14 protein-coding genes are annotated in these 13,035 nt (G+C 42.3%); all 14 read right to left on the bottom strand.

Going from position 1 to position 13,035, the window contains the following annotated elements; all coding sequences use genetic code 11:
• Positions 1-7: 7 nt before the first annotated feature.
• The 14 genes from MHI53_RS08285 to xerC all read right to left on the bottom strand — a co-directional run bounded on the left by MHI53_RS08285 (position 8) and on the right by xerC (position 12,981).
• A complete protein-coding gene (locus MHI53_RS08285; protein ID WP_061144622.1) occupies positions 8-1,321 on the bottom strand; it encodes a flagellar hook-length control protein FliK in 1,314 nt (437 codons plus the stop codon).
• Positions 1,322-1,336: 15 nt separating this feature from the next.
• Positions 1,337-1,966 carry a hypothetical protein gene (locus MHI53_RS08280; RefSeq protein ID WP_061144621.1) on the bottom strand — a complete coding sequence of 210 codons (630 nt, stop codon included), beginning with the start codon at positions 1,964-1,966 and terminating at the stop codon, positions 1,337-1,339.
• Between the two features lie 4 nt (positions 1,967-1,970).
• Positions 1,971-2,417, bottom strand: a complete 447-nt coding sequence (fliJ, locus tag MHI53_RS08275; RefSeq protein ID WP_340373191.1) for a flagellar export protein FliJ — start codon at positions 2,415-2,417, stop codon at positions 1,971-1,973.
• The gene (gene fliI, locus MHI53_RS08270; RefSeq protein ID WP_061144619.1) at positions 2,414-3,739 is read right to left on the bottom strand and encodes a flagellar protein export ATPase FliI; all 1,326 of its coding nucleotides are present in this window, start codon (positions 3,737-3,739) and stop codon (positions 2,414-2,416) included. The genes fliJ and fliI overlap by 4 nt, the downstream gene beginning before the upstream one ends.
• A complete protein-coding gene (fliH, locus tag MHI53_RS08265; RefSeq protein ID WP_061144618.1) occupies positions 3,736-4,506 on the bottom strand; it encodes a flagellar assembly protein FliH in 771 nt (256 codons plus the stop codon). Before fliH ends, fliI begins: the two co-directional genes overlap by 4 nt.
• Positions 4,499-5,518 carry a flagellar motor switch protein FliG gene (gene fliG, locus MHI53_RS08260; protein WP_061144617.1) on the bottom strand — a complete coding sequence of 340 codons (1,020 nt, stop codon included), beginning with the start codon at positions 5,516-5,518 and terminating at the stop codon, positions 4,499-4,501. Before fliG ends, fliH begins: the two co-directional genes overlap by 8 nt.
• A 12-nt stretch (positions 5,519-5,530) precedes the next feature.
• Positions 5,531-7,126, bottom strand: a complete 1,596-nt coding sequence (gene fliF, locus MHI53_RS08255) for a flagellar basal-body MS-ring/collar protein FliF (protein WP_061144616.1) — start codon at positions 7,124-7,126, stop codon at positions 5,531-5,533.
• A gap of 95 nt (positions 7,127-7,221) precedes the next feature.
• The gene (fliE, locus tag MHI53_RS08250; RefSeq protein ID WP_232732504.1) at positions 7,222-7,530 is read right to left on the bottom strand and encodes a flagellar hook-basal body complex protein FliE; all 309 of its coding nucleotides are present in this window, start codon (positions 7,528-7,530) and stop codon (positions 7,222-7,224) included.
• A 23-nt stretch (positions 7,531-7,553) separates the two neighbouring features.
• Entirely contained in the window at positions 7,554-8,012 is a 459-nt protein-coding gene (gene flgC / locus MHI53_RS08245; protein ID WP_061144614.1) for a flagellar basal body rod protein FlgC, read from the bottom strand.
• Positions 8,012-8,407, bottom strand: coding sequence for a flagellar basal body rod protein FlgB (gene flgB / locus MHI53_RS08240; RefSeq protein WP_061144613.1), 396 nt, complete (start codon positions 8,405-8,407; stop codon positions 8,012-8,014). The genes flgC and flgB overlap by 1 nt, the downstream gene beginning before the upstream one ends.
• An 817-nt stretch (positions 8,408-9,224) precedes the next feature.
• Entirely contained in the window at positions 9,225-10,004 is a 780-nt protein-coding gene (gene codY / locus MHI53_RS08235) for a GTP-sensing pleiotropic transcriptional regulator CodY (protein WP_057913419.1), read from the bottom strand.
• 104 nt (positions 10,005-10,108) lie between these two features.
• Complete coding sequence (hslU, locus tag MHI53_RS08230; RefSeq protein WP_061144612.1) at positions 10,109-11,518, bottom strand: HslU--HslV peptidase ATPase subunit; 1,410 nt, start codon at positions 11,516-11,518, stop codon at positions 10,109-10,111.
• 12 nt (positions 11,519-11,530) lie between these two features.
• Positions 11,531-12,058 (bottom strand): HslU--HslV peptidase proteolytic subunit, encoded by a 528-nt coding sequence (gene hslV, locus MHI53_RS08225; RefSeq protein ID WP_057913421.1) that lies wholly within the window; start codon positions 12,056-12,058, stop codon positions 11,531-11,533.
• A gap of 20 nt (positions 12,059-12,078) precedes the next feature.
• Positions 12,079-12,981: a tyrosine recombinase XerC gene (gene xerC, locus MHI53_RS08220; protein WP_340373190.1), complete on the bottom strand. Its 903-nt coding sequence runs from the start codon at positions 12,979-12,981 to the stop codon at positions 12,079-12,081.
• Positions 12,982-13,035 lie beyond the last annotated feature (54 nt).

Below are 13,035 nucleotides of genomic sequence, written 5' to 3'. Positions count from 1 at the left end.
TTCACCTCTACACTTCCATATTTAGCAGAGCTTCAGCAAGGGAGCCTGTAAATTCGCCTTCTCCCTCATCGTTGCTTTCTTCCTTACGCTGCTGTCGCTCGTGCCGTTCATCCGCATCCTTCTGTAAGAATTTCTCGGAACCGAAAGCGGTGAAGGCCTGGGAAATTTCAATTTTTTCGATTTGAATGCTTTGCCCGCTAAAGGCTTGCTTCAATCCATGAATCTGCTTCTCGAGCATATCCTTTGCCTGTGCAGTAGTGGCCAATATCCTTGCTGACATCAGCCCGTCCTTTTGGATCAATTCGATTCTCAAGGTTCCTAGATGTTCCGGATTCAACCGGATCAACAGCTTATTTACACCGTTATGCGCATTGAAATTTGCCTTGCCCAAAATATTTTCGAATTGCTTAACGAATTCTTCTTGGCTGACTGTTTGCTCCCCTTTGGAAACGGTCAGTACGAATTGTTCCAGCTTCGTCATGGTCAAAGGTATGCCTGTGCCTTGAAAGAGGCCCCCATCCACGGTTTTCACAGCTAAACCGCTGCCGCTTTTAGTTTCCTTGCTTCCCTTCTCGCTTGTTGAGAATGTCAAGAATGCGCTTTTCAGGATTTCATTTTGGTTAGTTCGTGCCGTACCCAAAATATTGGTTTGATCAGGTTCAGGATTTGCTTTTTGCTGATGGGATAGCCATTTTTCCAGCTTGCCGGTCATCCCTTCAAGCAGGTTTTTCAGTTGCTTCTGGATGACCGCTTCATCTTGCGTCATCTCTTTATTCTCTGATAGCAAATTTTGGATTTTTACCAATTTCAACAAATTCGCCCCACCAGGGATTGGCAGCTTATGCCATTCTTCTTCACTAAACACCGAGACTTTTTTTAGGAGGGTATATAGTTCCATGACATTGCCCGATACCAGGCTTTGAGATTTCAGGTCCAAATCATCTTGTTCTTGCTCTAAATCCAGCTCTTCTATGCTGGAAAGGAATTCAGAAAGGCTATCTTCATCGTTTCCAGTTATTTTTTTTAGAACCCGCAAAAGTTGGTTGCTGATATCTTCTTGGGTATTAGCTGCACCCCCTTCAACAACTGCCTCTTCCTCACCGTCCATCAACGTGCCGCTTTTCAAAAAATCAAGCAATTCCCCTAATGCGGACAATCTTCCCTCAAGAACGTCAAGGCTTTCAGATGGAGGGGATGCTTCTGCCCCCGCAACAGATTGAAGGACTGAGCCAAAACCGGAATGGATTGGTTGGTTTTGCTTTGACGTAACCTTTTGACCTGCCGATACAGACGGGAGAAAGGCATTAATGGCTGAATTCATCTATCCTCACCTCCCTCAACTTTCCTCTTGCGTGCTTTGTTCCGTAAGCCTCTTCGTTAACCTTGCGGCATCCGCAGTTGACATGTTCTCCAATACCTTGGCTAATGTGGCCGCCTTCATGCTTGAGAGAATTTTCAATGCGTCTTGCTCATTCATTTCAGTAATGATTGGTGCAGACTTCTTAGGGGCCATCGTTTCATAGGTGCGGATGATATCTTTGAAAGCCTTGGCATTGCCGCTCTGACTAACCTTGAGTTGATTCATTTCCAATTGAAGCTGCTGCTTTTCTGCTTCAGCCTTTTCAATGGTCTTGTCACGTGTATCGATGATGCCTTCAAGCTTGTCTATCTCTTTTTGCTTGGTTTCAATTTCCGTTTCCAATTTTTCCAGTTTGATTGAAACTTTCTCATCATTCCGGTCTGCATTTCCTTTTTCCTCATCCTTTTTTCCCGATTCAATGAAGGGAATTTTTGCGGACATTTCCTTGGCCTTATCCGCCACATTGACTCCTGCAACTGTTAAAACGATCAATGCTACAGTTACAGCAAAGATTAACGGTATGAAAATGACAAGAAACCATTGAAACTTACTTATCTTGCTTTCTTCCAATTCTTCCATTCCATTAGATTCGATTTTTTTACGCATTCTATCACCTAACGCCTTTGCTTAAGAATTGGCGGATTGATATTTCATCCATTTGTTTATTCTCAGCTTCCTTTATGACATCGAGGAATTTAAGAAAATCATTTTCTTTCATTTTTTCGTACTTTTTCACTTCAATATTTCTTTCCATAAGAGCATCCCGTTGAAAATTCATTTTGTAACGCGATTCAATGACTTCCTGTTGGCAATGGCTCACCAGTATCTCCAGATTATCCATGAATAACTGATGATGACGAATCTCCTGGATCGATAAACCATTTCGCAACTTTTCCTGCTGAAAGTCAAGCAACTCTTCTTTTTTCTTCAAGAGACGATACAATTTTTCTGCCACTTCTTCAAATCGTTTTACAGCAGCATTATATTTAGCCAATGCGTCGTTTTTTTCCTTTTCTTTAATGGACAGGATCTTCTCGAATTTATATTGATAAATCATGACTGATCACCTTTCTCCATCAATCCGACCAGGGCATTGATACTATCATCCTTGGCCGCCTTTTCATGAGTCCCCTGCTTTAAGAAAGAGATGATTTCCGGATAGCGCGTAATCGAGTCATCAATTTGTTTTGATGATCCTCTTTTATAAGCACCTATATTGATCAAATCTTCCGACTCCATATAAGTTGATAAGTTTGCCCGCAGTTTTTCTGCGGATTTCTTATGCCTATCTTGGGCAATGTTATTCATGACCCGACTGATGCTCTTTAAGATGTTGATCGCGGGAAACTGTCCTTTATTGGCCAAATCTCGGTCAAGTATGAAGTGACCATCCAATATTCCCCTCACTGCATCGGCAATCGGCTCATTCATGTCATCACCATCGACTAGAACCGTATAAAAAGCTGTAATCGTTCCTAACTGATTTGTCCCAGTCCTTTCCAAAAGCCTAGGCAAAATGGCGAAAACGGATGGGGTATACCCCTTGGTCGTTGGTGGTTCGCCAATGGCCAGCCCGATTTCCCTCTGGGCCATTGCAACCCTTGTGACCGAGTCCATCATCAGCATTACGTTCAATCCTTTATCACGGAAATATTCGGCTATTGCCGTTGCCGTCAATGCTCCTTTTATCCTCATCAGCGCCGGCTGATCGGAAGTCGCAACAACAACGATCGATCGCGCCAGTCCTTCTGGACCGAGATCCTTTTCAATGAATTCACGAACTTCACGGCCACGTTCACCCACAAGGCCGATTACGTTTATATCAGCGGTCGTATTCCTTGCCACCATGCCAAGCAGTGTACTCTTCCCGACACCGCTCCCTGCGAAGATGCCAACTCGCTGACCTTTTCCGACGGTCAATAAACTATCAATCACCCGGACACCTACATCTATCTGCTCATGAATCGGGGGACGTTTCATCGGATTGGGCGGATCTTGATCAACAGGAACGGTAGCGAGGCCTTTCGGGAGCAGGGAATCATCAATTGGCTGCCCCAATGGATCAACCACCTTGCCAATCAAGCCGCTGCCAACCTTAATCTCCAGGCTCCGCCCGCTCCCTTCAACCATGCACCCCGGGGCTATATCACTAACTGCCGTAAATGGCATTAAGATGACCATCTCATCACGAAACCCGACGACTTCCGCCAATATTCGATTTTTCTTTTTTTGCATGCCCGTATAGATATAGCAAACATCACCTACAGAGCTTTCAGGGCCTTGAGATTCTATCATTAACCCTACGACCCGTTTGACCCGTCCATAATGTTTGTATGGATCGACATCTTCGACCAAGGGCAATAGATCCAAAGCTTTCATTTTTGCTCCCCTTCCAGCAATTCAGTTAGTTTCGTTTTGATTACCTCCAGCTGACTATCGACGCTTGCATCGATCCTTCCCTTTTCGGATTCGATAATACAGCTGCTTTCTTCCAGCTCATCATCGGGAAAGATATACAACTCCGTATCCCTCGGAAAGATCGCGATCAATTCTTCCTTGTGGGAAAGAATCGATTGGTAGTGAACAGGATGGATGTGCAATTGCACTTCCCGGTAATCCCGCACCTCTTTGATCGCGTTCTTGACGATCGATAGAAAGGACGCATCATCTTTTTCGATCTCGCTTCCAATGATTTTCGCCGCCACCTTCATGGCAAGGTCCAAAATTACGGTTTCCGAGGATTCGATATGCTGGCGATAATCTTTTTTTGAAGATTCCACCACGTCTTTCGCATAGGCGACTTCACCTGCGATTTCGTTATAGCCCTTTTGGATGCCATCTTCGACTCCTTGCTGATAGCCTTCTTTTTGGGCTTGTTCGATATACATCAGCTTTTCTTCGTTTTCCCAATTCTCACGTTCCTTCTGAATACCGGCAGCAATCGCTTGCGCTTGTTGCTGAGCCTCCAGTATTAACATTTCAGCTTCCTGTTTGGCATGATTCAGGAATTCACCAGATTGAAAATGGTGAAGGCCTTGCTCCTCATCCTCATTTCCCGCTTGAAAAAAGTCGAAAGGACGCACCTTTATCGTGACCTTTCTACTGTCCTCTCGTTGTGCCTGCCGGGATTTTATGATCCTAGACAATGATATCATCCCCTCCACCGCGGGCAATCACAATTTCTCCAGTTTCTTCCAATCGGCGGATGACCGCAACGATTCTTGATTGGGCTTCTTCAACATCTCGCAAACGTACAGGTCCCATATACTCCATTTCTTCCTGGAACGTTTCGACCATCCGTTTTGACATATTTCGGAAAACAATTTCCTTTACTTCATCACTTGCCACTTTAAGGGAAAGTTTAAGGTCCTCGTTTTCAGATTCCCTGACCACACGCTGAATCGCTCTGCCATCAAGGGTCACGATATCTTCGAAAACAAACATCCGTTTCTTGATTTCTTCAGCAAGCTCGGGATCCTGGATTTCGAGGGCATCCAAGATCGTTCGTTCGGTTGAGCGATCCACACCGTTCAATACATCGACAACCGCCTCTACTCCACCGGTCTGCGTATAATCTTGAGTCACGGTCGCAGACAGCTTCCTTTCGAGTATTTGCTCCACTTCATTGATGATTTCCGGCGAGGTGCTATCCATTAACGCGATCCTTCTCGCAATATCAGCCTGTACCTCTTGCGGGAGCTCAGACAATATTTGTCCAGCTTGTGCCGGGTCTAGGTACGACAGGATCAATGCAATGGTCTGAGGATGTTCATTCTGGATGAAATTCAATATTTGGCCTGGATCTGCCTTTCTTGCAAAGTCGAACGGCCGTACCTGTAAGGAAGATGTCAACCGGTTAATGATGGCCGCTGCCTGATCGGATCCCAACGCCTTTTCAAGCACTTGCTTTGCATACCCTATCCCGCCTTGGGAAATATAATCCTGAGCCAAAGCAATGTTGTGGAACTCCTCAAGAATCTCTTCTTTATCATGCGATTCCACTTTTCTCACTCCCGAGATTTCAAGGGTCAACCTCTCAATTTCCTCTTCGGATAGATGCTTATATACGGATGCAGAAACATCCGGGCCTAATGAAATAAGGAGGATGGCGGCTTTCTGCTTACCAGTCAATCCGGCCTTTTTCTTTCTGTCTGTCACTTGCCCAGCCTCCTAATCTTCCGCTATCCAGCTTCTTAATAATTTTGCGAATTCATCTGGTTTTTCTTTTGCAAGTTTCTCCAGTTGTTTTCTCTTTAAAGATGCTTCCGTTTCTTTTTCCTTGTTCAAATCCGGTACATCGAATACGACCTCTTCCTCTTCCACCACATATTCCTCTTCCATTTCGGATTGCCTGCGGGAACGGAAGAATAAGATTAAGAGAATGATAATGGCAAGTATCAGCACTCCTCCGACTATGTAAGCCCACATTGGCAACGAAGAATTGGCTTCCTCTTTCGGCAGTTTCATTTTCCCGTTGAACGGTTGAACAGAAATCGCTATTTTATTCGTCAGCTCTTCGTCCGTCAGCTCTTCCCCTTCAGCCTTTTTCTCGATTGTCGTGCGGATAATCGTCCCGAGAATCTGGGTGATATCATCCACACTCTGTTGAGATAGAGAATTGGGGTCGTTTGCCTTCGGCGGCTCGACCATGACCTGTATGCCCAAGTCCTTCACTTTATAAGGGCTACCCACTATTTCCTTCTTGATCCGGTTCACTTCACTATTTATCTTTTCATCCACTTTTTCATAATCACCGGATCCGTTACTCCCTGATGAGTAAGATCCCAATGAATCTGAGGAGTCCTCACTTTGCGGAACGCCCCCGGCAGCCGCTTGATCCCCGCTATACGATTCATTGATCCTTTGCGCGGAAATCTCGATTCCGGCCATATTTTCTTTGTCGACCGGTTCCACTAAATTCTCTTCCCGGTTTTCTTGTGTGAAATCGATGTCCGTCGTGACGGAAACGACCACTTTATCCCGACCCATTATCGTTCCGAGCATATTTTGAACTTGCCTTTGGATATCACGTTCTATTTCTTTTTTTATCTCGTTTTGAGAAGCAAATGCCGACGCGAAAGAAGAATTTTCATTTTCTAGGTCATAATACTCAAAGTCTTGATTCATGATGACGATATTATCGGTAGGAAGATTCGGAACGCTTTTCGAAACAAGATGATAAAGCGAATTGATTTGGCTTTCTTCAAATTTATATCCCGGTTTCGTATTCAGTACAATGGATGCCGAAGCTTCCCCCGCTGCATCACTTACAAATACGCCTTTATCAGGAAGCGTGATCATCACGCTTGCATCCTGTACTCCATCTATTTTCTTAATTAAACTGGCCAGCTCCGTTTGCATCGAGTCCAATTTAATGACATTGAATTCATTTTCGGTCATCCCGATTCCAGCACTTTGACTAAAAAATGAATAGTCGATATTGCCCGAATCAGGAATTCCTTCAGCGGCCAATTCCACTTTAAGCGTATCCACGCTTTCTTCAGGAACTTTTATCGTCGTACCATTTTCCGTAATTTCATTTTTGATTCCTTGACTGTCTAAGTTCTCTTTGATGCTCCCCGTTTCCGAAGGTGTTAGATTGGAATATAAGGGTACCAGCGTCGTGCGCGTGGTCAGGATCGAAACGGCCGAAATGATGATGATCATTAAAGCGGCGGAACCAATCATCAGCATTTTTTGCTTTTTACTCCGGCTCGACCAGTATGCAGTTATTTTATTTTTCATATTCATTAGTGCATCATTCATTTAAATCCCCCGGTCAGTCTATGAATTTATGATGGGGGATGCATATCCCCCTGGTCATTTTTTCTCTATATAAATGAGGTTTAAAAAAATGAATGCTAGATACTCATTCTCATCATTTCCTGGTAGGCTTCAACCACCTTATTCCGAACCTCTAATGTAGCCTGCATCGTAATGCTGGCTTTTTGTGAAGCTATCATCACCGAATGAAGCTCAACATCTTCTCCATTCACCAGTTTAGTCGTCAGGTCATCTGATGCCACCTGTGTTTCATTAACTTTATTCATTGATTCTTTTAAGACGGACGCAAAATTTTGCTGTGCTTCGTATGGTGTATTAATCTTGCTCTGTTCTTTTTTCAGTACATTCCCGGCATTGCTGACAGGCGATAGCGAAATCCCCTCCACATCAACACTCTCCATTCATTTTTTTATTTGCCTATTTCCAATGCCTTCATCATCATTCCCTTTGAGGCATTCAACACGGTCACATTAGCCTCGTATGAGCGCGTGACACTCATTAAATCCACCATTTCCCTTAGTGGATCGACATTTGGCATTTCAACGTATCCATCTTCATTGGCATCTGGATGATCGGGATTATAATCCAGTTTATAGGGGGTTTGATCTTTTACGATTTCCGTCACCTTGACACCATTTCCAACCCCGCTCGTTTTTTTGGATGCGGCGTTTAGGAAACTGGAAAAACCCTCTTCCTTGCTTTGCAGCACGACCGCTTTTCTTGTGTACGGCTTCCATGATTTCGTTTCCGCATCATATTCGCCTCTGGTGGTTTCGGCATTAGCCATATTTGCAGAGATTACATCCATCCTTAACCGCTGACTGGTCAGGCTGGAGCCGGTCATATTTATACTTTGGAAAATCCCCATCACTTACCTCCCTTAATTACATTCTCCAATGATTTGAATTTACCTGATAGCCTGTCGGATACAGCATTGTAATAAATTTGATTGGCCGCAAGATCCGTCATTTCCTTATCTACGTCCACGCTATTGCCATTATTGTTGTATTGGACATTTTTCTTTGTCACGATTGTTGATCCCTGACTGTCTTCAGGGGTGAAGGCAAGATGCCTGACATCTGTTCGATATGATTCTAGTGAAGATTCGAGCTCCGCTTTAAAAGATTGTGTTTTATCGACCTCTTTAGCTTTATAGTTAGGCGTATCCGAATTCGCTATGTTCTGTGAAATGACTTTTTGTTTTGTATTAGAATAATCAAGAGCATTTTCAAGTGATCGAAAAGTATTTGAAAATAGTTCCATACCATTCACCTCTTTCTATTTATAACAAATAATTACTTTTTCATTAAATTAAACCATTGCTTTCATGGTTTAATTTTAAAGAAACAAAATAACTATGTCTATAAACTAAACACAGACTTTAGTCCTATTATAGTCGAAAAATGTCACAAAATGCTCAAATTTGACGATTTTCATAGGATTATTCAAGGTATAATATTACGGTTTATTACATTTTGTTAGGGTATTCTACATTTTACCCAAATTTTACTTCTATTAGCTTATTTATCATATCGAAAAACGTATCCATATACCTGATACTTTAGAACTAATTTTCAAATAAATTTAAAGTAATTTTTTCCATATTACTTGCCTCACCCTTTTAACAGCAAGGAATTCATCAAAAAATACAAGTTATCCATTTATTCAGTTTTTTAAAAAAAGAGAGAGTTAAACATCGGCCAGCCATTCGACAAATTCGGCAAATGGCTAAAAACCGAATCTGCTTTGAAGGGAAGTTCAAAAAACCAACTCTTCAATCAAAAGTATCGATTGTCCGTTAGTTGAGTAGTTATAATAATATAATTACCCTTTTCAAGAAGAATTTAACTGGCCTATTGGGAAAACACTCCTATTTTCACATTATCCTCAAGGTTCGGTAATCCGAAATACCTCTTTTTTTAAAAAAAATTCAGTCTAATGGTATACTCCCTAAAAGTAAAATCCAAGCGAAGTGTTGCGAGAGGCAAATCAAATCAAAAAAAAATGCAGGCGAACCCGGTCTTCATCGAGTTCGTCTACATTTTGAAGCAGCCTTATTGCAAGGATTGCCTTTTTGGTATTAATTATTTTTAAGTTTTTCTAATTCTAGCAGGAATTTATCGTTCAATACTTTGATATAAGTACCTTTCATTCCAAGGGAACGTGATTCAATGACTCCTGCACTTTCCAATTTCCTTAGTGCGTTAACGATTACTGAACGGGTGATACCTACGCGATCTGCAATTTTAGATGCTACAAGCAGACCTTCATTTCCTTTTAGCTCTTCGAAAATGTGCTCGATAGCTTCCAATTCACTATACGATAACGAGGAAATCGCCATTTGAACGACAGCCTTACTGCGGGCTTCCTCTTCAATCTCTTCTGATTTCTCACGAAGAATTTCCATACCGACTACAGTCGCACCATACTCGGCTAAAATTAAATCGTCATCGTGGAATTTTTCTTGTAAACGGGCAAGAACCAAAGTTCCTAAACGCTCTCCTCCACCCATGATTGGTACGATTGTTGTTAATCCCGTTTTGAAAAGCTCTTTGTTTTCCACTGGAAACGCAGTATATTCGCTCTCAATATCAAGATTGGAAGATGTTTCAGGAATATTAAACAAGTTGTTTGTGTACACTTCAGGGAATTGTTTATCTTCCAACATCTTGTACATGCGCTCATTTTCGATTTGCTGACTTACAGCTATTCCTAATAATTTCCCGCGGCGGCTAACGACGAATACATTTGCTTCAATAACTTCACTCAAGCTTTCTGCCATTTCTTTAAAGTTAACGGCTTTACCGGCTGCCTTTTGGAGCATTGCATTGATTTTTCTTGTTTTTGCTAATAAGTTCATTTGATTTGTTCCTCCTAAAAATACCATGGTTCACATAACTATGAAGTTGTATTTCCGTAATTGTATGTTCATTACATCGGCAAATGTTTGCCATTGTTTCGTTCTTAAAGGATAAACTGACTTAAATCTTTATTCCGTGCGATAGAACCCAGCTTCCCTTCGACATATTGTGGTGTAATCGTAATCTTCTCCATTGTGATTTCGGGAGCTTCAAACGACAGGTCCTCAAGCAACCGTTCCAAAATGGTATGAAGCCTTCTTGCACCAATATTATCTGTATTTTGATTTACTTCGAAGGCCACTTCAGCTATCTTACGAACAGCATCGTCAGAAAATTCAATTTCTATACCTTCAGTTTCCAATAAAGCAACATATTGTTTTAACAATGCATTATCAGGTTCATGGAGAATCCGCACAAAGTCATCAACGGTCAGTTTGTTCAATTCCACCCGGATTGGAAATCTCCCCTGCAGTTCCGGGATAAGATCGGATGGCTTCGCTATATGGAAGGCACCTGCCGCAATGAACAGGACATGATCCGTCTTTACGGAACCATACTTCGTCACGACCGTCGAGCCTTCTACAATAGGTAATATATCCCTTTGAACACCTTCCCTGGAAACATCGGCTGAAGAGCTTCCAGACTGCTTGCTGGCGATTTTGTCGATTTCATCGATAAAGATGATCCCGTTTTGCTCAGCACCGTAAACGGCTTCTGAGGTGACATCATCCATATCAATCAATTTGCCCGCTTCTTCATTTGTTAGAACGATTCTTGCTTCACTTACTTTCAATTTGCGCTTTTTGCTTTTTTTCGGCATCAAGCTGCCTAAAGCGTCTTGCATATTCATCCCCATTTGTTCCATTCCCGAACCCTGGAGCATATCAAACATTGAAGCAGCCTGTTCTTCCACTTCAACCGTAATCATTTCACTTTCGAGCTCACCATTAGCAAGCTTTGCAGCGACGATTTTTCTTTTTTCCTGCAAACTTAAATCTTCGGAATTTTCTTCCGGGTCCTGTTCATCTTGATTGCTATTGCCGCCAAAAAAGACTTCAAGAGGATTTTTGAAATTACTTTGTTTTTTCGCAGATGGCACCAATAGCTCAATTAAACGGCGGTTGGCATTTTCTTCAGCACGTTCTTTTACGCTGGCCATCTTTTCTTCCTTCACGAGGCGGACGGAAGTCTCCACCAAATCACGGACCATGGATTCTACATCCCTTCCGACATATCCGACTTCCGTAAATTTCGTTGCTTCAACTTTTACAAAAGGAGCACCTACCAATTTAGCCATTCTCCGAGCTATTTCTGTTTTCCCGACTCCTGTCGGTCCAATCATTAATATGTTTTTCGGAACGACTTCATCACGAAGTTGATCCGAGAGAAGGGAACGTCGGTAGCGATTGCGAAGAGCCACTGCCACTGCCCGTTTTGCATCACGCTGCCCCACGATATACTGATCCAGTTTTTCGACGATTTGCCTCGGTGTTAAATTAGCTTTATTTGACATTTGCGCTCCTCCTTACAACTCTTCCACGATTATGTTCGTATTCGTAAATACACAAATTTCCGCTGCAATTTGTAAAGATGATTGGGCAATTTCCTTCGCAGATAAATGCTCACTGGAGAATCGCATCAATGCCCTGCCGGCAGCAAGTGCATAGTTGCCGCCTGATCCGATGGCAAGAATCCCGTCATCAGGTTCTATGACTTCCCCGGTACCGGAAACGAGCAGCAAATGGTCCTTATCCATGACGACTAGCATGGCTTCGAGCTTTCTCAATACATTGTCACTTCTCCATTGTTTTGCCATTTCGACGGCAGCACGCTGAAGATTGCCATTATACTCCTCAAGCTTTGCTTCGAACATCTCAAATAAGGTGAATGCATCTGCAACAGAGCCTGCGAAACCTGCAAGGACATTACCATTGAAGATTTTCCTGACTTTTCTTGCTGTATGCTTCATCACTACTGAATTTCCTAACGTAACCTGCCCATCACCGGACATGGCGCATTCACCTTTATGATGCACTGCAAATATCGTTGTCATAAAGTGTCCCCTTTCAACATTTAAGCCCGTGGATGTGTTGCATTATAGACTTTTTTTAATTGGTCTTTTGTAACATGCGTATACACTTGCGTTGATGAAATTTTGGAATGACCAAGCAATTCCTGAACGGTACGAATATCCGCCCCATTATTCAATAGATGGGTTGCAAATGAATGCCTTAGCATGTGGGGATGAAGACTTCCCTCCGCGGCTGACTTTTTGATCAATTCATTTAATATATAGCGAACTCCCCTAGGTGTCAGAGGGTCTCCACGAAAATTTACGAATAAATAAACATGCGCCTTGGCGTCAGACGAAGTCATTTCCATCCTGGCTGTACGTATGTATAACTCTATCGCTTCTTGAGCATATTTACCAACCGGAACGTAGCGATCTTTTTTCCCTTTCCCATGCACCAGTACTGTACCAAGGGACTGATCGATATCGTGCAGCTTAATCTCACAACATTCACTTACGCGAATGCCAGTGGCATACAGTAATTCCAGTAAAGCATTGTTCCTTTTTCCTATCGGTGAATCTTTATTTAAAGAAGAAAACAACTGTTCCATTTCCTTCTCATAAAGAAACCGTGGCAGTTTTTGATCCTTTTTAGGCAAAGAAACAAGGGAAAAAGGATTATCCTTCACATCGCCTTCACGTAATAAGAATTTATAAAAGCTCCGCAGACAAGAAGTTTTCCTTGCTACAGTGCGCTTAGAAAGGTTTTTCTCATATAAACTCGTTAAAAACAACCGGACATCAAAATATTCAACAGAGGTGATATCCGTCATTCCCTGTTCATCAAGAAACAGGAAAAATTCGAGAATATCACGTTTGTAATTTTCAATGGTGTAATGTGAACTGTTTTTTTCAATTTGTAAATATTCGATGAAGGATGATAATGCCTTTTTTTGATTCATCATGGAAACACCTCGCAAAGGCTAATAAATAGTATCATACTTTAAAACGGCAGGCAA

Source organism: Peribacillus sp. FSL E2-0218, from assembly GCF_037992945.1.
Classification (GTDB): domain Bacteria; phylum Bacillota; class Bacilli; order Bacillales; family DSM-1321; genus Peribacillus; species Peribacillus simplex_B.
This window is presented reverse-complemented; position numbering and strand designations above follow the sequence as displayed.

What these genes read in the sequence shown, in the direction of transcription:
- MHI53_RS08285 (WP_061144622.1), bottom strand. Translation starts at nt 1,321, where the DNA reads ATGAATTCAGCCATTAATGCCTTTCTCCCGTCTGTATCGGCAGGTCAA.
- MHI53_RS08280 (WP_061144621.1), bottom strand. Translation starts at nt 1,966, where the DNA reads ATGCGTAAAAAAATCGAATCTAATGGAATGGAAGAATTGGAAGAAAGC.
- fliJ (WP_340373191.1), bottom strand. Translation starts at nt 2,417, where the DNA reads ATGATTTATCAATATAAATTCGAGAAGATCCTGTCCATTAAAGAAAAG.
- fliI (WP_061144619.1), bottom strand. Translation starts at nt 3,739, where the DNA reads ATGAAAGCTTTGGATCTATTGCCCTTGGTCGAAGATGTCGATCCATAC.
- fliF (WP_061144616.1), bottom strand. Translation starts at nt 7,126, where the DNA reads ATGAATGATGCACTAATGAATATGAAAAATAAAATAACTGCATACTGG.
- flgC (WP_061144614.1), bottom strand. Translation starts at nt 8,012, where the DNA reads ATGGGGATTTTCCAAAGTATAAATATGACCGGCTCCAGCCTGACCAGT.
- flgB (WP_061144613.1), bottom strand. Translation starts at nt 8,407, where the DNA reads ATGGAACTATTTTCAAATACTTTTCGATCACTTGAAAATGCTCTTGAT.
- codY (WP_057913419.1), bottom strand. Translation starts at nt 10,004, where the DNA reads ATGAACTTATTAGCAAAAACAAGAAAAATCAATGCAATGCTCCAAAAG.
- hslU (WP_061144612.1), bottom strand. Translation starts at nt 11,518, where the DNA reads ATGTCAAATAAAGCTAATTTAACACCGAGGCAAATCGTCGAAAAACTG.
- hslV (WP_057913421.1), bottom strand. Translation starts at nt 12,058, where the DNA reads ATGACAACGATATTTGCAGTGCATCATAAAGGTGAATGCGCCATGTCC.
- xerC (WP_340373190.1), bottom strand. Translation starts at nt 12,981, where the DNA reads ATGATGAATCAAAAAAAGGCATTATCATCCTTCATCGAATATTTACAA.